Here is an 18912-nt window from a genome sequence, read left to right on the forward strand (position 1 = left end):
CGGTTCAGCGCCGCTGCAGCCAGCTGGCGGGATCGACCGGCTGGCCGTTGCGGCGCAGCTCGAAGTACAACGCCGATGTGCCCTGCCCACCGGAACTTCCGACCCGGGCCACCGCATCGCCGCGCTTGACCGTATCGCCGGCGTCGCGCAGCAGGGTTTCGTTGTGCGCATACAGGCTCATGTAGCCGTTGCCATGGTCGATGATCAGGATCAGCCCGTAGCCGGTCATCCATTCGGAAAACACCACCGTGCCGTCGGCCACCGCGGTCACTGGACTGCCTTGCGGCGCCCCGATCAGCAGGCCGGTGCTGTTGCGTCCGTCGGGCATGCGTGCGCCGTAGCGCGCCAGCAGGCTGCCCGACAGCGGCCAGCCCAGCCCACCGACCTTCGGCGCCGGCGCGCTGGCGACCTTCGGCGGCACCTTGGTCGCCGGCTTGCCGCCGGCCTCGGACGCCGGCGATTGTGCGGCGGCACGCTCGGCGGCGCGACGCTCGGCCTCGGCGCGCGCCGCCGCCGCGCGCAGGTTGGCCAACAGCCGTTCCAGCGAACGCGCGTCCTGACCCAGCGCTTTCTCGCGCTGCTGGCGGTCGCGGTAGCGCTGGTCCAGGTCGCCGACCAGGCTCGCGCGCGCCTTGCGATCCTTCTCCAGCTCGGTCGCCTGCCCGCGCTGGCGCTGGCGGATGGTTTCCAGTTCGGCCTGCCGCGATTCGATCTCGGCCTGCAGCGTCTGCACGTCCTGCAGCTGTCCGGTCAGCGCGGCGATCTGCTGGCTGCGATCGCGCTGCAGATAGCGGTGATAGGTCAGCACGATGCCGGCATCGGCGACCGTGTCCTGCGAAAGCAACGCCTTCAGCGCCGGATTGTCGCCCTGCATGTAGGCCGCGCGCACCAGGGTAGCCAGTTGCGCGCGCTGCAATTGCAACTGGCCCTGCAACCGTTCGCTGCGCTCTCGTGCTTCGTCCAGCGCGACCTGTTCGCGACGCAACGCCGCTTCGGTCTCGGCCAGGCTGCGCGCTGATTTGCCGACCTGCTCGTCAAGCCGGCGCAGTTCGCGCGCGGCCTGGCCGCGTTCGCCTTCCAACTTGCGGCGCTCACGGGCGATGGCATTCAGCTCGCCGCGCACGCGTTCGAGCTTCTTCTGGGTGTCGCGCGTGTTCTGCGCCGGTGCCACCCACGGCGCGGCCAGCGCAATCGCCAGCAGCGCCAGGCACACGCTGCGGGCGCAGGACCGGGTCATTGCCCGGCGAACAGGCTGTCGCCGCTCATGTCGGCCGGCTTCGGCAAGCCCAGCAGGTCGAGCAGGGTCGGCGCCACGTCGCGCAGCGCGCCGCCGCCGCGCAACTGCGCGCCAGCGCGCTCACCGACGTAGACGAACGGCACCGGGCCGACCGTGTGCGCGGTATGCGACTGCCCGGTCTGCGGATCGCGCATCATTTCAAGGTTGCCGTGATCGGCGGTGATCAGCAGTGCGCCGTGCGTCGCGCGCACCGCCTGCACGATCGCGCCGATCGCCGCATCGACCGCCTCGGCGGCGCGGATGGCCGCTTCCAGCACGCCGCTGTGGCCGACCATGTCCGGGTTGGCGATGTTGCAGACGATGGCGTCGTAACGGCCCGAACCGATCGCCTCGACTAGCCGTGCAGTCAGTTCCGGGCAACTCATCTCCGGCTGCAGGTCGTAGGTGGCGACCTTGGGGCTGGGAATCAGGATACGGTCCTCGCCTTCGAACACGTCCTCGCGGCCACCACTGAAGAAGAAGGTCACGTGCGCGTATTTCTCGGTCTCGGCGATGCGCAACTGCTTCAGCCCGGCCTCGGCCAGCACCTGGCCCAGCGTATGCCGCAGGTCGTCCGGCGGGAACGCCACCGGCGCCGGCAGTTTGGCGTCGTATTCGGTCAGGCAGACGAAACGCGCCAGTTGCGGGCGCCGCGCCTGGAAACCGTCGAAGCCGGGATCGACGAAGGCGGCGCTGATCTGGCGGGCGCGGTCGGCACGGAAATTCATGAACACCACCGCGTCGCCGTCGCGCATCGGCTGCGCGCCGTCCAGCACGGTCGGCAGCACGAATTCGTCGTTCTCGCCGCGCGCGTAGGCTTGCTGCAATGCAGTCAGCACATCGGGGGCATGATGCTCGGCCTGCGCCTCAACGATCGCGTCCCAGGCCTTGCGCAGGCGGTCCCAGCGCCTGTCACGGTCCATCGCGTAGTAACGCCCGCCGACGCTGGCGATGTGCGCGTTGCCCAACCGTTCGCACTCGGCCTGCAGCGCACGCAGGCTGGCTTCGGCCGAACGCGGCGGCGTGTCGCGGCCATCGAGGAAGGCGTGCACGGCGACCTTCGCCACGCCGCGCCGCTGCGCCAGTTCCAGCATGGCGAAGATGTGGCGCTCGTGGCTGTGAACACCGCCGGGCGAGAGCAGGCCGAACAGGTGTAGGGTGCCGCCGTCGGCCTTGACCGCCTCGCAGGCGGCGATCAGTTCGGCATTGCCGAAAAAGCTGCCGTCCTCGATGGCGGCGTCGATCCGGGTCAGATCCTGATAGACGATGCGGCCGGCGCCCAGGTTCATGTGGCCGACTTCCGAGTTGCCCATCTGCCCGTCCGGCAGGCCGACGAAGCGGCCTTCGGTATGGATCAGCGTGTGCGGGCAGCTCGCCAGCAGTTGCCGCCAGTTCGGCAGGTCCGCCAGCGCCAGCGCGTTGTCGGCCGGATCCTCGCGGTGGCCCCAGCCGTCCAGGATCAGCAGAACAACGGGCTTGGGGCGGGCAATACTGGCGGCTGGCACGGTCGGCAATCCATCGATTCGGTGACCCGACCGATTGTAGCGAAGCCGCCGCGACCGGGCTTAAACCCTGCGCCCCGCCGCCGCATCCCAATCCCATACCACCCTTCGCGAGAACCGGACCATGCGCATCACTCCCAACGCCCTGCTGCTGACCCTAGCCCTGGCCGCCACCCCGGCGCTGGCCGCCCAGGACATCTCCAAGGTCAACGGCAGCATCACCGCCGAGGCCGGCCAAAGCTATGGCGACCTGGAAACGGTCAACGGCAGCATCCGCATCCAGGATGGCGCCGTGGTCGAGGACGCCGGCACCGTCAATGGCAGCATCACCGTCGACGCCAAGGCCACCACCGGCGACCTGGAAACGGTCAACGGCAGCATCCGCCTCGGCGAGCATGTCACCGTGCGCGGCGGCATCGATACCGTCAACGGCGCGGTGTTCATCGACCGCGGCGGCGAAGTCAAGGACGGCGTGGAAACGGTGAACGGCGCCATCGGCCTGGTCGCCACTCGCGTCGGTGGCGGCATCGAGACGGTCAACGGCGACATCACCGTCGGCATCGATTCGCACGTGCGCGGGGGTATCACGGTCGAAAAGCCCAATTCGCGGTTCGGCTTCAAGCCCAAGCGCGATCCGCGGGTGGTGATCGGTCCGAACGCGGTGGTCGAGGGCCCACTGGTGTTCGAGCGCCCGGTAGTGCTGTACGTGCACAAGAGCGCGCGCACCGGTCCGGTTCGCGGCGCCACCGCCAGGGTCTTCGAAGGCAATACCGCGCCGCAGGATTGAATCGTGCCGGCGGCGGGCGACCAGCCCGCCGCTTCCGGGACTACAATCGGGATTCTTTGCCGTTTTTCGAGGACTCCCGATGTCGCGCAAACTGCTGCTGTTGCTCGCTGCCACCACCGTACTGGCGGCGTGCAAGCCCGAAACCCAGGCTCCCGTTGCGACGGAAACGCCGTCCACGCCAGCTTCCACCCACGAATTCTCGCCGCAGATCGACGAAGGCGACTACAAGGAGCTGGTCAGCCGACTGGCTTCGGACGAGTTCGAAGGCCGCGCGCCCGGCTCGGTCGGCGAAGACAAGACCGTCGACTACATCGCCGCACAGTTCCAGCGCATCGGTCTGCAGCCCGGCGCCGCCGACGGCTCCTGGTACCAGCCGGTGCCGATGATGGAAACCACCGCCGACGAATCCACCGTGCTGCACGTGACCGACGGCGACAACGTCCGCGACCTGGCCTTCGGCACCGACTTCGTGCTCGGCACCCGTACCGGGCAGCCGGAAGTGAAGGTCGACGACAGCGAACTGGTGTTCGTCGGCTACGGCGTCAACGCCCCCGAGCAGGACTGGAACGACTACGCCGGCCTCGACGTGAAGGGCAAGACGGTGGTGATTCTGGTCAACGATCCCGGCTTCCACGCCAAGGACGAGTCGCTGTTCGAAGGCCGCAAGATGACCTACTACGGCCGCTGGACCTACAAGTTCGAGGAAGCCGCGCGCCAGGGCGCCGCCGCCGCGCTGATCGTGCATGACACCGAAGGCGCCTCCTATGGCTGGGACGTGGTCAAGAGTTCGTGGTCGGGTCCGCAGTTCGACCTGCTGGCCGCCGACGATCCCGATCCGCGCCTGCCGGCGCAGGGCTGGATCACCGGCGACGTCGCCACCCAGTTGTTCGCAGATTCCGGCCTGGATATCCAGCAGATGTACGCTGCGGCCAACCAGCGCGGCTTCAAGGCCGTGCCGCTGAAGGGCAAGGTGTCCTTCGACCTGAAGAGCAGCATCAGCGAAAAGGCGTCGCGCAACGTGATCGGCGTGCTGCCCGGCACCGACCTGTCCGACCAGGCCGTGCTGTACATGGCCCACTGGGACCATCTCGGCAAGCACGAGGGCGAAGGCGACGTCATCTTCAACGGCGCAGTCGACAACGCCACCGGCGTGGCCGGCATCATCGAGATCGCCGGCCAGTTCGCCGCTGCCGATCCCAAGCCGCGCCGCTCCGCCGTGTTCGTGGCGGTGACGCTGGAGGAATCGGGGCTGCTGGGTTCCAAGTACTACGTCGCGCACCCGACCTTCCCGCTGGACAAGATCGCCGGCGTGGTCAACATCGACGCGATGAGCGTCGCCGGCCGCTCGCGCGACCTGGTCGTCACCGGCCTGGGCAGCTCGCAGTTGGAAGACATCCTGAAGACCTACGCCGACCAGCAGGGACGCACCCTCACGTCGGAGGACAATACCGCCGCCGGCTACTACTTCCGTTCCGACCACTTCAACTTCGCCAAGGCCGGCGTACCGGCGCTGTACGCCGACGGTGGCCGCGATCTGGTCGAAGGCGGCGTGGAAGCAGGCAAGGCGGCTGGTGCGGAATACGCCAAGTGCTACCACCAGGCCTGCGACGAAGTCCGCGACAGCTGGAAGTACGACGGCATCGTGCAGGACCTGGAGGCGCTGTACGGCGTCGGTGCGACCCTGGCCGGCAGCGACCAGTGGCCGAACTGGTACGACGGCAATCCGTTCAAGGCCGCGCGCGATGCAATGATGCAGGCCGAGTCGGCGAAGTAGGTTTCGCCCCCCTGGTTCGAGCGACGGCGCCGCAAGGCGCCGTCTGCTTTTCCGGTCGGCAATTTCGGGTAGGCTGGCGCCTTTCCCGGGAGGAACTCCATCATGTCGACCGCTTACTGGTGCGTGCTGATCGCCGCCGTGCTGCCCTATGTCTGGGTGTTCTTCGCCAAGGCGCGGCCCGGCTACAACAACCGCAACCCGCGCGCCTGGGTCGCCAAGAGCGACAACCATCTGGTGCAACGCGCCAACGCCGCGCACCTGAACGCCTTCGAAGCCTTTGCCCCGTTCGCCGCCGGCGTGCTGATGGCGCAACTGGCCGGCGTCCCGGCCAGCACCATCAACCTGCTGGCAATGGCCTTCGTCGCCAGCCGCATCCTGCACGGCCTGTTCTACCTCGGCAACCTGGCGCCGCTGCGCAGCCTGTCATGGCTGACGGGTTTCGTCTGCATCGTGGCGTTGATCGTGATGGCGGCGCTGAAGATTCACTGACCTGCCGTCGCCGCCAGCGGCCAGCTCAATGCCCGAGGATCCATATCAATCGCCGCAAGCGGAATTGGGCGCGACAACCCGACCGATCTCGCCGCGTGCAAGGTTCTGGACCTGCTGCCTGTGCGAGTTCATCACGGCACCAGCAACCATCCTGATCGCATCGTTTGAACGACGCTCGATATTTTTTATTGGTTGGCCTAGTGGTCACCTAGCTCACCGCCATCGTCTGGGTGTTGTCCGGTTATTTCAACCTTGTCCGAGCACGATGCAGTGCCATCGGCTCCATCATCGTGGCGCTCGGCCTCAGCTTCGCGCTGGCGCTTGCCTTCATCTCCGGCATCTTTCTTTCCTTCCTTGTTCGTTCCGTCTTCAATAGCACTTTCCGCCAATCGTTGTCCGGCTGATCGTGCCCGATACGCGCTTCACCCGGCGAACAGCTGCAGCAGATGCCTGCCGAATTTCCCGGAAGGGGTGGCGGTCACGACGAGAATCGCATAGGCGAAGATCGCCCCGACGAACACGAGCGCGCCCACTGCCACCCATTGCTGCCCACGCGGCAGGGTAATACGCCTGTGCTTGTTGCGGATGAAGAACTCGGCGACCAGCAGGTTCGGCACGAAGAACAGGTAAAGAATCGCGTAGTCGAACGGACCGACAACGCTTCCTTCGCCTATCCACATCCCGCCTGTCAGGTCCTTCCACGCCCGGATCTCGATATCGAACAACCAGGAACCGAGTACCATCGCGAACAGGCGGATGGCCCAGGCCCGATGCAGATCGAATCGCTTCGCCCGCGCATGGACGTAGGCCATGACCGCGCACGCCATCATCGCCGCACCCCAGATGCCGAACGCGACCGACGCTGCCCGGATATACGCGCCGTGGGCGAGGATGAACGACATGCCGCCGACGCCCGCAAGGAAGCCTGCCGTCACGTAGATCCGCCCGGTCCAGCGATGCACCGCGCGATGACGGTTGCGCATCCGACTTGAAAACAGGATCGGCCAGGCCAGCACCAGTATCGTCCCCATGACGAAGTGCATGCCGATTCCCAGATTGGCGATCCAGTCGGCGGCCGTCGGCATCGGCAAGCCCTGCACCAGATTGCGCCACTGCTCGAAGTTGCTGGATGTCGCGCCGCTCGCCCGCAGGACGATGTAAACGCCGAATGCCCCCAACCCCGTCAACGTCACCAAATGGAAGAACCGGCCGATCCACCGCAGGCCGCGCTCCGCGCCCGGAATCGGCGACCGGCCAACTGGACGATCCACCGCCACCCCTGCCTGCTTGCTCATGACGCTACCCCAACCGATGACCGACACCGGAGGTTTCCGGCGCGGCCAGCGTGCCGCCGGAACGCGGACGGATCCTGAGGAAAATCGCAGGTTCTGCTGAGGAATCGCTCAGAAGCGCCTCGGCGCGGCCGCAGACAAGCCTGCCCCTATAATCCGCCCGGGATTTCCTGCCGGGGGCCGCGTGCCTCAAGTCGAACCGCCCAACCTTGCATTCGACGACGTGGTCATCGACTTCGCCGGACGACGACTGCACCGCGGTGGCGTGGAGCAGGCCCTGGAACCCAAGGCCTTCGCGGTCCTCGAGTTGCTGGCCGGATCCCCCGGCCGTGCATTCACCCGGGACGAAATCCTGGATGTCGTCTGGGGTCATCGGCACGTGACCCAGAGCGTGCTGAACCGGGTCATGAGCCTGTTGCGCCAGGCGCTTGGCGAGGACGCGCGGCACCCGCGTCTGCTGCATACGGTGCATGGCACCGGATATCGTTTCGACCTGCCGGCTCCGGCAACTGTCGCAAGCCAGCGCACCGCATCGCCGCCTTCCACGACGCCGGCTCCGAAGCGCCGGCCCTGGCTTGTCGTGCTGGCGGCCTGCGCCATGCTGCTGGCCGTCGCCGGCTGGTGGCTGTCCCACATGCAAGCGGACCCGCCGAAGCCATCGGCCGCCGACGCCCGGGCCCGGCCCGCGTTGGCGGTACTGCCATTCGCCGATCTGTCGCCCACAGGTGACCAAGGATACCTTGCCGATGGTCTGGCCGAGGATATCCTCGACCAGCTGGCGCAGGCCCAAGGGTTGCGGGTCGTGGGCCGCACCTCGAGTTTCTCGTTCAGGGGCAGCAGCGAAGACCCGCACAGCATAGGCCGACAGCTTGGCGTCGCCTACCTGCTGGAAGGCAGCGTGCGCAGGGACGGCGAGCGGCTGCGCATCGTCGTCCGACTGGTCGGCAGCGATGACGGCAGCCGCGTGTGGTCGAGAACCTACGATCGCGAGCTTCGCGACGCGCTTGCGGTGCAGGAGGAGATCGCGCGCGACGTGGCGCGGGCGTTGAGCGTGAAGCTGGACGTGGCGACCTTCAACCGCGAACAGGGCGGCACCACGAACGTCGAAGCCTACGAGCGCTATCTGCGCTACCGCAGCACGATGATGCTGGAGTTGTTCGATTACGAACACGACCGCGAACGCCTGCAACTGGCCCGGGAAATGGTCGCCCTGGACCCTGGATGCGTGCTGTGCCGCGATGCGCTGGCCAGTGCGCTCAAGCGGATGGCTGGCAACATCGGCGGCGAGCAGGCGGCCCGGTTGAATGCGGAGAGCGTCCAGGTTCGCGAGCAGATCGCCCGCATGGCGCCGGACAGCTGGGTGGCCAAGCGCGACCGGTCCAATGCAATGTGGCGCGAAGGAAAACGTGCCGAAGCCCTCGCGTTGGCAAGGAAAATCGCGGACACGGGCCCACCCAGCAAGGAGCGAGTGTGGGACTACGCCTACATGCTCTACGCCATGGGACACCTGAACGAGACCATCGCTCTGGTCGAGCAGGTTCGCGCGGTCGAACCGCTGGCGCTGTTCCTGTCCCGCGACCTGCAGTACGACTACACCGCCGCGCGTCGCTACGAGGATGCCGAGGCCGAATACCAGCGCGGCCTTGGCCTAGAAGGAAGCCAGGTCGAGCCGACCTATGTCGCGTTCATGCGCCAGCTGGCCGGAAAGCGCGCGGGAGGACCTGAAGAGTTGCACCAGTTGCATCGGCAGTTACAGCAACAGGGAACTCCTTTCGACACGCCATTCTTCCGCGACCTGGGCAATGCACTCGACCAGCGTGCCGCGATGCTCGCGCTGGTCCGCAGGGCGCTCGCCGACGATGCATATGGCGGCGTCGATGCGGCATACGTGCCGAGCAACGTGGCCGACGCCCTGGGCGATACCGAGCTGGCCGTGGCCGGCCTGCGCAAGGAGCTGCACGCGCAGGCCGGCTTTGCCGACCACACGATGCCGCAGTATCTATTCGTCGCCTTCTGGAATCTCCCATATTCGAACGCGCGCTCGCACCCCAGTTTCAGGCAATTGCTGATCGAGGGCGGCGTGGTCGATTACTGGCGGCAGACCGGCAAGTGGGGGGACGGGTGCGAGCCGGTGGGCGCTGATGATTTCCGGTGCCAGTGACGCGTCAGTTGTCGGCGTCCCATCCGAACAAGTCGAACACCTTGCGGAATTCCGCGTCCAGCGGCGCGGTGACATCCACCCGTTCGCCGGTCGAAGGGTGATCGAAGGACAATCGCTGCGCGTGCAGCAGCATGCGATGCACGCCATGCATGCGGAAGTTGCGGTTGTGGCGGCCGTCGCCGTGGCTGGTGTCGCCGATCAGGTGGTGGAACGCGTGCTTGAGGTGGCGGCGGATCTGGCGGAAGCGGCCGGTCTGCGGCCGGCAACGCAGCAGCGCGTAGCGCGAGGTGGGAAAGCCGGCCGACGGCAACGGCAACTCGCCGGTCGCCAGCCGCACGAACGCGGTCTGCGCCGGCTTCTTCTCCGGCTTGCCGGGCCCGCCGTCCAGCGGGTGGTCGATGAAAAATTCGGGCTCCGGCCAGCCGCGGCACACGGCCAGATAATCCTTCTCCACCGCGCGCGACATGAAGTCCTTGCCCAGCGCGCTGGCGGTATCGCGGTCGAAGGCCAGCAACAGACAGCCGCTGGTGGCGCGGTCCAGGCGATGGATCAGGAAGATCGGTCGGCCGAAATGTTCGCGCAGGCGGTCGGCCAGAAACTCGGTTTCACCGCCGGCCAGCTTGCTGTCGTGGACCATCAGCCCGGCCGGTTTGTTCACCACCGCCAGTTGTGCATCGGCATGCAGGACGAACAGTTCCGGCAACGTTGCGTCGGTTGCCGTAGCCCCGTCCGGATTCAGCGCCGCGGCCATGCCGCCAGCAGCGCCCACACGCCGCCGACTCCGGCGATCCACGACGAGGCCGGCACGCCCCACCATTGCGGGCCGCCGGCATCCAGCCCGTACAGCACCGCAGCCACGATCAGCAGCGCAGCACCGAGGATGGCGGCGACGGTGCGGCGCTGCATGCCCTTCATCGTCTGCGCCAGTTCTTCCAGGTCCTTCGAGCGCATCGACAGCTCGTGGCGGCCTTCCACCTGCTGTTGCAGCCAGGCATGTACCAGCCCGGGCATGTCCGGCGTGCGGGTGACGATGGCCGGCAACCGTTGCCCGAATTCGCGCAGCAGTCGGCGCGGGCTGTAGCGCTGCCGCAGGATGCGTTCCAGCACCGGCCTGGCCACCGCCCAGATATCCAGCTGCGGGTCGAGCTGGCGGCCCACACCCTCGATGTTCAGCAGGGTCTTCTGCAACAGGATCAGTTGCGGCTGCAGGGTCAGTTCATAGCGCTGCGCGGTGCGGAACAGCTTGACCAGCACCTCGGCCAGCGAAATCTCCGACAACGGGCGGGTGAAGTACGGCTCGCACACCGCGCGCGCGGCCGCTTCCAGTTCGTCGATGCGCACCGTTGCCGGCATCCATCCGGCCTCGACGTGCAATTCGGCGATGCGGCGATAGTCCTTGTTGAAGATGGCCATGAAATTCTCTGCCAAGTAGTACTGGTCCTGCGCCGAGAGCTGACCCATGATGCCGTAATCGAGCACGACGAAGCGCGGGTCCTGCCGGCGCTGCGGATCGACCCAGATGTTGCCGGCGTGGGCATCGGCATGGAAGAAGTTGTCGCGGAACACCTGGGTGTAGAACACCCGCACGCCCTTGGCCGCCAGCGCCTTGCGGTCGATGCCGGCGGCGTCCAGCGCGGCGATGTCGTCGGACGGAATGCCGGACACGCGCTCCATCGTCAGCACCCGCTCGGCGGTGTAGTCCCAGAAAATCTCCGGCACGTACAGGTCGGGCGAATCCTTCCACAACCGGCGCATCACGCTGGCGTTGGCGCCTTCGCGCTGCAGGTCCAGTTCGGCCGCCAGCGTGGTCTCGATTTCGGCCACCACCTCGCGCGGCCGGATCTTGTCGGCATTGGGATGGGTGCGCTCGACCACCGCGGCCATCGACTTCAGCAAGCCGATGTCGGCGTCGATCTGCTTCTCGACCCCGGGACGCAACACCTTGACCACCACTTTGCGGCCATCGTGCAGGGTGGCCGCGTGCACCTGGGCAATCGAAGCCGAGGCCAGCGGCACGGTGTCGAAGCCGGCGAAGGCTTCGTCGATGCGGCGATCCAGTGCCTGTTCGACGATCACGCGCGCCTGCTCGCCGTCGAACGGCTTGACCTGGTCCTGCAGCTGGGCCAGTTCGTCGGCGATGTCCGGCGGCACCAGGTCGCGGCGGGTCGACAAAATCTGCCCGAACTTGACGAAGATCGGCCCCAGTTCCTGCAAGGCCAGCCGCAGCCGCGCGCCGCGCGGCTGTGCGGCGATGTCGGCCGAGGCGCGCGGCACGAATGGCCGCATCAGGCCCAGCCAACGCCGCGCCGCAGTGTCTTCCAACAGCTCGTCCAGCCGGTAGCGCAACAGCACGCGACCGATACGGCTGGCACGCACGGCCGAGCCGATGCCGCTCATGCGCTGCGCTCCAGCCGCGCGACTCGTGCGGCCAGCCGTTCGACATCGTCGCGGATCGCATCGACGTCGTCGCAATACGCGCCCAGTTCACTGCGACCGATCACGTCGCGCGATTCCTCGGTGACGAACTCGGCGGCGTTCTGCGCCAGATTGGCGCCGGCGCTGCGCAACTGGCGCAAGCCGTCGCGCACGGCCTGCGCGATCTGCACGCCGATCACTTCGCCGAACATGGCCACGAACGGCTGCTGCCAGTCCGGATCAAAACGCCCGGCCATCTGCTGCAGGCGCCGCGCCAGTTCGGCATCGCCGGATACCCGCAACTTGCCAACCGGCGGCGCATCGTCGCGGCGCAGGAACGGCAGCTGCGCCAGCAACCCGCCCAGGGTGCCGCGCACGGCCAGGTCGGGTTCGACCTGCGCATCGGCCGGACCGACCCGCAACGCATCGCCATCCACGCGGATCTCCAGCGCCAGCGGCGGTGCCTCCAGCGCCAGCGCGATGCGCCGCTCCTGCAGCGACCGCAGCGCATCGCGGGTATCCGGATCCAGCGCCAGCGCGCGGTTGAGCGCGCTTTCCAGCGCGCGCCCGGCCAGGGGCTTGAGGCGATCGAACGGGGTGGACGTCATCCGTGCATTCTAGCCGTTGCCATCTGCTCAGCCGCGCAGCGAGGCGGCCAGTCGCTGCAGGCCTTCCTGCATGCTCACCTTCGGCACGTAGCCGAAGTCGCGCCGGGCCGGGCCCATGTCGTACCAGTGCGCGGTGCTGAGCTGCTCGGCGAGGAAACGGGTCATCGGCGGTTCGCCCTTCAGCGGCAACGTATTCCACAGCGTTTCGCAGACCGCACCGATCCGGTACGCCGCCTTGAATGACAGGTGCTTGTCCACCGGCGGCGCGCCGGCCGCCTGCAGCAACGCATTGAGCAGCCGGCCCATCGGCCACGGCTCGCCGTTGGAGATGAAATAGGCGCGCCCGGCACAGGCCGCACCCGGCGCCAGATGATCGAAGGCGTCGAAGTGCACCTGCGCGGCATTGTCGATATAGGTGGTATCAACCTTGTTGTTGCCGTCGCCGACGATGCGCAGGCGACCGGCGCGGGCGCGCTCGACTAGTCGCGGCAGGATCTGTGCATCGCCCGGCCCCCAGATCAATCGCGGCCGCAGCGCGACCACCGCCAGCTGCGGGCCGTTGGCGGCCAGCACTGCCTTTTCGGCAATCGTCTTGGTGGTTGCGTAAGGTGCCTGGAAATTCTCTCCGTAGGGAACCTGATCCGCACCCAAACCCTCGACCGGATGGGTGGCGCGGTGGGTCACGCTGGGCGTCGAGGTATAGACCAGCCTGCCGATGCCATGCGCACGACAGGCGTCCAGCACATTCTGCGTGCCGGTCACGTTGGCCGAGTGATAGCTTTCGTAACTGCCCCAGGCACCGGCCTTGGCAGCGTTGTGGAACACGGCCTCGACGCCGGCGAAGGCTTCGCGCACCGCCGCCGCATCGGCCAGGTCGCCGCGAATCTGGCGCACGCCCATCGCCGCCAGTACCGGATAGTCGCCGCGCTGGAAGCTGGCCACCTCATGACCGCGCTCGACCAGCCCGCGGCACAGGGCCTGTCCGAGGAAACCGCCACCACCGGTCACCAGAATCTTCATGCGCCCGTCTCACGCTGCGTGGCCGCCCATGCCGCCAGTTTCTCGCGACCGATCTTGGCATTGTGGCGGATATCGACCGGGAACCCGGGATGGAACAGGAAGCGTTCGATCCGCGCCGTGTGCAGATGCTTCGCGCCAATGGTACGCAGCGCTTCCAGCACCGCGGCCTGTTCGCCACGCGGCACGCCAGCATCCAGTTCGACGCACAGCACCGGCTGTTGCGCGCCGGATTCGCCGACGCCAACCAGCGCCGTGCGCCGCACTTGCGGACAGACGTTGAACACCGGTTCGACCTGCTCGGTGTACAGCGGGCCGGCAGCGGTTTCGACCCGGTGCGACTTGCGCCCGCAGAACCACAGGCGACCGGCTTCATCGAAATAGCCGACATCACCCATGCGGTGGACGATGCGCTCGCCGCCGTCGGACAGGCGTTCGCGGATCTTCGCCAGCCGGGTCTGCGCCTCGCGGTTGAAGTAGGCGTCGGTGGCGGTGGGGCCAGCCACGGTGATCTCGCCGACCTGGCCCGCTTCGACCTGCAGCGCGTCCGACCATTCGGCGATGGCGTCGTCGCCGATACCGATGATGCGCACCTCATTGGGGGATACCGGACGACCGACGCAAGTGCCGGCACCGTGCTCGGTACGTTCGCGCAGGGCGAGCAGTTCGCGGCCGTCGATCACCGCCACCGGCAGGCATTCGGTGGCGCCATACGGGGTCCAGAAATTCGCGTCGTCCGGTAGCAGTTCGAGCATCTTCGCCACCACCTCCGGCGGCACCGGCGCGCCGGCCGAGGTCACCCGCTTGACCGTCGGCAGCGGTTGCCCGAATTCGGCCAGTACCCGCATCAGCGCCGGCGAGCCGAACAGCTGGTCTGCGCCGAAGCGGGCGATGGCGGCGTGCAGCTTGCGCGGATCGGCCTGCACCGGCCGGGTCGGGTCCATGTCGGGGATGATCGAAGTCAGCCCCAGCGCCGGATCAAACAAGGCGAACGGCGGGAAGGTCGGCAGATCGACGCCGCCGGCCTCGATACCGAAGGCCCGGCGCAGCATGTCGATCTGGGCGACGAAGTGCCGGTGCCGGTACACCACGCCCTTCGGCACCCCGGTCGAGCCGCTGGTGAACAGGATCGCCGCGACGTCGTCGCCATCGGTGTCCGGCCGCTGCGGCCCGGCATCGGCGCCCTCGCGTTCAACCTGCGCCAGCGTCGCATCGGCCAGCCAGGCGCGGCCGCCGGTGGTGATGCGCACCCGCGCCGATTTCGCCCAGCCCAGCAGCACGCGAGCGAACTGCGCCAGCGGGATGCCGATGAAGGCCTCGGGCTGCGCCTCGTCCAGGCACTGCTTCAGCGCACGCTTGTCGATGCCCGGATCGACCAGCACCGGCACCGCCCCGGCTTTGAACAGCGCGAACATCAGCAGGAAGAACTCCGGCGTCGGCCGCACCATCACCACCGCACGGCTGCCGCGGACGATCCCGCGCCGCGCCAATCCGGCGGCGATGGCGTCGCTGCGCGCATCCAGTTCGCCATAGCTCAGGCGCAAGCCGTAGCCGCCGTCGCGACCCGGGCAGTGCATGGCGATGCGTTCCGGCGCTTCGGCCGCCAGCCGCGGCAGCGCGACGGCGATGTTGCAGGGTTCGCTCATCCCCAGATTATCGCCGATCGGCCGCGCCGACCGCCCTCTTGCGCGCGGCCGTGGTTCGGGCAGAATCCGTGCACCCTCCGCTTCCGCCGCGCGTCGCCCGGTTCCCCATGCATCCCTGCCTGAGCTGCGGCGCCTGCTGCACGATGTATCGCGTGGCCTTCCACTGGATGGAATCGGATCGGGCCACACCGGACGGCGTGCCCTCGGAACTGACCGAAACGCTGGACGCGCACCGGCTGTGCATGCGCGGGACCCGTGCCCCGCCGATCCGCTGCATCGCCCTGGACGCCGAGATCGGCGTACGCTCGCGCTGCAGCATCCACCCGCAACGACCCGGCGTCTGCCGCGAGGTAGACGCCTCGTGGGAATTCGGCCGCGCCAGCGAGCAGTGCGACAAGGCCCGCCTAGCGCACGGCCTGCCGCTGCTGACCGCTGCCGACTGGCGCTGGCGCGACGATGCCGACAACGACGGCGAACATCCCGACGATCATGACCGCACGCCGCCGACTCCGCGGCTGCCGCCGGTCGCGGCCTGAGCCTTCAGCCCGCCAGCGGGTGACGGTCAAGGAAATCGCGGATTCGCGGTACCAGGATCTCGTGCTTGTCTTCCAGCACGTAATGGCCGGCGTCTTCCCAGGTGTGCACCTCGGCCTGCGGCAACGCGGCACGGAAACCGTCGAGGAAGTGATGGTCGAAGACGAAGTCCTTCAGCCCCCAACCCAGCAGCGCCGGACGGTCGGCGAACCCCGGCAACGCCCTGCCGGCGGCTTCGACCAGCGGCCAGGCCTTGTCGCCCGGCGCCAGCGGGATGTCCTGCATGAAGCGGATCGTCGAAATCCGGTTCGCCCACGAATCGTATGGCGCCACATAGGCGCGACGCACGTCGGCCGGCATCCGCCGCTCGACCCCGATCCATGAGGCCCCGGCCGAGAACGCGTTGAAGCCTCGAATCACCCATTCGCCGATCTTCCAGTCGCGGCCCAGCGCGATCTGCCACGGCAGCGCCTTGGCCGCCGGCATCGGGAAGGCGGCGGTATTGGTGACCACCAGCCGTTTGACCTGCGCGGCGTGCGCCAGCGCCCAGCCGAAGCCGATCATCCCGCCCCAGTCGTGCACCGCCAGCGTGACAGGCGCGTCATCGCCGATGCCGGCGTGACGCAGCAGCGCCTCAAGATCATCCACCCGCGACTGCAGCGTGTAGTCGTAATGCGCATCGTCCGGCTTGTCCGACAGGCCCATGCCGATGTGGTCGGGCACGATGCAGCGGTATTTGTCGGACAGCCCAGCCACCAGCGTGCGCCAGTAGTAGCTCCACGACGGATTGCCGTGAACCATGACCACCACCTCGCCATCGCGCGGACCTTCGTCCAGATAACTCAGGGACAGGCCGGAACGCACGCCGAATCGATGCGGGCTAAATGGATAATCTGGATAGATCATGGGAACTGCAATTGCTCCACGCTGAAGGCGCCCGCGCTTTGCAGTTTTCCGCCAAGATCGCGCAGGAACATGAAATCACGCTCGCCGCGCTTGCGGCCAACCATATAGACCCGGCCATAGTCGGAATGTACCGCAGAGGCTTTATCGACTTCACTATCCTTGCCAGAAAGGAAATCGCCTTTCACCTCTAGCAAGGCGATGCCGTTGCCCGAACGCGCTTCCAAGCACACCACAAAATCCGGATAGTAACCGGCACCTTCGTCCCAACGATAAAGACCCACACCGGTCTTCGAGGGATTACGATGCCACCACTTCACTAGGCGACTGCTATCGAGCAATTGCGCCACCGCGAATTCGTCCGGGTTCATGCCAGGCGGAAACACACCGTAGAGATTACGCCCAGCGGTCGGCAGGCGCTGGCTGGATTCGATGGCGCCCGGCAAAGGTACGTCGATGTCCATGACACTCTGCAACCGCAATGACTTGTAGGCGGCGCGCAAAAGCAGTGGCCGCCTTGCGAGGACCAGCTCCAGTTGCTGCGCAAGCTCTTCTTCATCCGCGGGAGGCTCAGCCCCCATTCCGACGATGGCGCTCTCGAAGCGCTCCAGTAGGCGCCGCTGCAGTTCACGGTCATTGGCTTCGCCCAAGCGCAGGCGAATTTGTTCGGCACGCGCGGCGATGGCTTCCACCGACACGCTGGCCCAGATATCTTCCGTCGACTCCGCTATCGACTCGCCACCAGAGAACAGATCGGATTCCGCACGCTGTACTTGCACACGGTTGCGCTGCCGGTCGGCCAGCACCAGGGGCGAGAAATCAACGTGTGCGGCCACGCCCGCTTCGAAGTCGTCGGCAGCCGGCGGCAGTTTCTCACCGCGCAGCGTCGCTGGTGCGTGGGCTACCCGTGGGTATTCATACGGCTTTACCACGGCCTGTGCATACGTGGCCATGAGCTGATCAAGCGGTCGCGGCGCGCCGCCTTCACCGGCCGGCATGGACAGCGTGGCCTGGGTCGCGGCGCCGAAACCGGCGAAACCCGCCGCTTCCAGAGCCGTATCCAATGCCGCAACACTCTCGCCCGAGAGTGGCTGCACCTGCGTGGGGTCGCGACTGTCCACGATGCTGGCGCCGGAGGAGGACACCAGCAGGCTCAACGGCTCGCCGCTCCGCACCACCTGTACCTGTGCGGCATCGCCGATGACGGTGACCACGGTCTGCGTGCCCAACTCGGGGGCCTGGGTGGTCAGGGCGTTGATTTGCTCGCCGGCTTGCAACAAGCCTTCCTGCGATTCGGAATTGGCCAGGAACACATAGCCTTGGTCCAGCAACGGCGGCAGGTCATCGCGTGCCTGCAGCAAGACATGCCTGCGCACGATGCGGCCGATCACCTGTACACCAAAGCTCACATCGCGGGCACCGCGCAAGGCCGCCAGGGTGAACGCGCGCGGCGCATCGAAGCCCAGCGCCACTGCCATTTTGAAGATCAGCACTTCGACGTTCGGGTCCTGCGCCAGCGCCAGCAGATCGGGATCAGGTTCGTCCGCCGTATGCACGCGAACGGCGGAGGCATCGAACTTCAGCTCTTCTACCAAATATTTCTGCGCGGCTTCCTGGGCGGCTTTGCCGTCCGGCACCTGCACCAGCATCAGTGGAGTCAGCGACACGCCTGCATCGCTCAGCGTCTGACGGAGATGGCGGTGCATCGCCGCGCATTCGCGCAGGGCCAAATGTTCGAAATCCACCAGTTGCGCGGTATCACCGTCGCGGGCGATGAAACGCACCATGCGCACGCCCCGCTTGAGCAGCTTGGCCTCGACCGCATCGAAGCGGCTGACCGAGGCCCAATCCGGCGGATCGCCCACGGTGTAGCCGGTGGCACGCTCGAATGCAGCCATGTCGGCATCACGCGGGGTGGCGGTCATCAGCAAGGCGTAGTCGGGTTGCAACACGTCGCTGAAGAAGGCCCGCGCCTGCGCAGCACGCTGGAAGCCATGATGCGCCTCGTCCACTACACAGCCAATACGCACGCCCTCTTCCCGTACCAGGGCGATCAACTCGTCGATGGCCAGGCCGGCATCGCCGGACTGGCGTGCGCGCTTGCTCTCTGCGCTGCGTGCCGCCAGTGAGGCCCAGGTGACGACGAATACACCGCCACCGCGCACCGCATCCAGTTGGCGGTCGGCTTGCAGGTCGAACAAGACCAGCTCGGGCCCCTGTGCGGCAATGACTTTTCGCGACTGTTCCACCAAGCCGGTGAACGGGGCGAACCAGAACCACAGGATCGGCTCCTGCGCGGACAGGCGACGTATGGCCTCCACTGCGATCAGGGTCTTGCCGGCGCCGGTGGGCGCCTGCAGTACCAGGGCGGCATCCCGCTTTCGCGCTGCGTCGAGCCGCGCCGGCGCACTTGCGGACAGCTGCGCGTACAGCGCGCGCACGTTTTCGAAGCGGGCGACGATGCCGGCGCAGACCTCTTCCTGGAATTTCCTGAGGGTAGCTGCCATG

General features: G+C 67.2%; 16 protein-coding genes. 5 read left to right on the plus strand and 11 right to left on the minus strand.

Annotated features, from left to right (window positions below; all coding sequences use genetic code 11):
• Window positions 1-4: 4 nt before the first annotated feature.
• Window positions 5-1237: a murein hydrolase activator EnvC family protein gene (locus CSC70_RS01185; protein WP_162454806.1), complete on the minus strand. Its 1233-nt coding sequence runs from the start codon at window positions 1235-1237 to the stop codon at window positions 5-7.
• Window positions 1234-2781: a 2,3-bisphosphoglycerate-independent phosphoglycerate mutase gene (gene gpmI / locus CSC70_RS01190; protein ID WP_170293792.1), complete on the minus strand. Its 1548-nt coding sequence runs from the start codon at window positions 2779-2781 to the stop codon at window positions 1234-1236. Before gpmI ends, CSC70_RS01185 begins: the two co-directional genes overlap by 4 nt.
• Window positions 2782-2908: 127 nt before the next feature.
• On the opposite strand from gpmI, the gene CSC70_RS01195 reads away from it, so the two are divergent.
• The 3 genes from CSC70_RS01195 (at window position 2909) to CSC70_RS01205 (ending at window position 5828) form a co-directional block, all read left to right on the plus strand.
• Entirely contained in the window at window positions 2909-3565 is a 657-nt protein-coding gene (locus tag CSC70_RS01195; RefSeq protein ID WP_211369406.1) for a DUF4097 family beta strand repeat-containing protein, read from the plus strand.
• A gap of 79 nt (window positions 3566-3644) precedes the next feature.
• Complete coding sequence (locus CSC70_RS01200; RefSeq protein WP_162454808.1) at window positions 3645-5339, plus strand: M28 family metallopeptidase; 1695 nt, start codon at window positions 3645-3647, stop codon at window positions 5337-5339.
• A gap of 102 nt (window positions 5340-5441) precedes the next feature.
• Window positions 5442-5828, plus strand: coding sequence for an MAPEG family protein (locus CSC70_RS01205; protein ID WP_162454809.1), 387 nt, complete (start codon window positions 5442-5444; stop codon window positions 5826-5828).
• 197 nt (window positions 5829-6025) lie between these two features.
• Here the strand turns inward: CSC70_RS01205 and CSC70_RS01210 are convergent, their stop codons facing one another.
• Window positions 6026-6217: a hypothetical protein gene (locus CSC70_RS01210; protein WP_162454810.1), complete on the minus strand. Its 192-nt coding sequence runs from the start codon at window positions 6215-6217 to the stop codon at window positions 6026-6028.
• 33 nt (window positions 6218-6250) lie between these two features.
• Window positions 6251-7123: a DUF2306 domain-containing protein gene (locus CSC70_RS01215; RefSeq protein ID WP_162454811.1), complete on the minus strand. Its 873-nt coding sequence runs from the start codon at window positions 7121-7123 to the stop codon at window positions 6251-6253.
• A 220-nt stretch (window positions 7124-7343) separates the two neighbouring features.
• On the opposite strand from CSC70_RS01215, the gene CSC70_RS01220 reads away from it, so the two are divergent.
• Window positions 7344-9281 (plus strand): winged helix-turn-helix domain-containing protein, encoded by a 1938-nt coding sequence (locus CSC70_RS01220; protein ID WP_162454812.1) that lies wholly within the window; start codon window positions 7344-7346, stop codon window positions 9279-9281.
• 4 nt (window positions 9282-9285) lie between these two features.
• On the opposite strand, the gene CSC70_RS01225 is transcribed toward CSC70_RS01220, so the two are convergent.
• Genes CSC70_RS01225 through oleC form a run of 5 tightly spaced genes read right to left on the minus strand, consistent with a single transcriptional unit; the run spans window position 9286 to window position 14967 of the window.
• Complete coding sequence (locus CSC70_RS01225) at window positions 9286-10032, minus strand: pseudouridine synthase (RefSeq protein WP_162454813.1); 747 nt, start codon at window positions 10030-10032, stop codon at window positions 9286-9288.
• Complete coding sequence (gene ubiB / locus CSC70_RS01230; protein WP_425501495.1) at window positions 10017-11678, minus strand: ubiquinone biosynthesis regulatory protein kinase UbiB; 1662 nt, start codon at window positions 11676-11678, stop codon at window positions 10017-10019. Before ubiB ends, CSC70_RS01225 begins: the two co-directional genes overlap by 16 nt.
• On the minus strand, window positions 11675-12304 hold the full coding sequence (locus CSC70_RS01235) for a ubiquinone biosynthesis accessory factor UbiJ (protein ID WP_162454814.1): 630 nt from the start codon (window positions 12302-12304) through the stop codon (window positions 11675-11677). Before CSC70_RS01235 ends, ubiB begins: the two co-directional genes overlap by 4 nt.
• A gap of 27 nt (window positions 12305-12331) precedes the next feature.
• Window positions 12332-13324: a 2-alkyl-3-oxoalkanoate reductase gene (oleD, locus tag CSC70_RS01240; protein WP_162454815.1), complete on the minus strand. Its 993-nt coding sequence runs from the start codon at window positions 13322-13324 to the stop codon at window positions 12332-12334.
• Entirely contained in the window at window positions 13321-14967 is a 1647-nt protein-coding gene (gene oleC / locus CSC70_RS01245) for an olefin beta-lactone synthetase (RefSeq protein WP_162454816.1), read from the minus strand. Before oleC ends, oleD begins: the two co-directional genes overlap by 4 nt.
• Window positions 14968-15074: 107 nt before the next feature.
• On the opposite strand from oleC, the gene CSC70_RS01250 reads away from it, so the two are divergent.
• Window positions 15075-15503: a YkgJ family cysteine cluster protein gene (locus CSC70_RS01250; protein WP_162454817.1), complete on the plus strand. Its 429-nt coding sequence runs from the start codon at window positions 15075-15077 to the stop codon at window positions 15501-15503.
• Between the two features lie 4 nt (window positions 15504-15507).
• Here the strand turns inward: CSC70_RS01250 and CSC70_RS01255 are convergent, their stop codons facing one another.
• Together CSC70_RS01255 and CSC70_RS01260 are read right to left on the minus strand one after the other, a co-directional pair.
• A complete protein-coding gene (locus CSC70_RS01255) occupies window positions 15508-16407 on the minus strand; it encodes an alpha/beta fold hydrolase (RefSeq protein WP_162454818.1) in 900 nt (299 codons plus the stop codon).
• Window positions 16404-18911 carry a DEAD/DEAH box helicase gene (locus tag CSC70_RS01260; RefSeq protein WP_162454819.1) on the minus strand — a complete coding sequence of 836 codons (2508 nt, stop codon included), beginning with the start codon at window positions 18909-18911 and terminating at the stop codon, window positions 16404-16406. The genes CSC70_RS01255 and CSC70_RS01260 overlap by 4 nt, the downstream gene beginning before the upstream one ends.
• Between the last annotated feature and the right edge of the window lies 1 nt (window position 18912).

This window comes from Pseudoxanthomonas kalamensis DSM 18571, assembly GCF_010211745.1.
GTDB lineage: Bacteria > Pseudomonadota > Gammaproteobacteria > Xanthomonadales > Xanthomonadaceae > Pseudoxanthomonas_A > Pseudoxanthomonas_A kalamensis.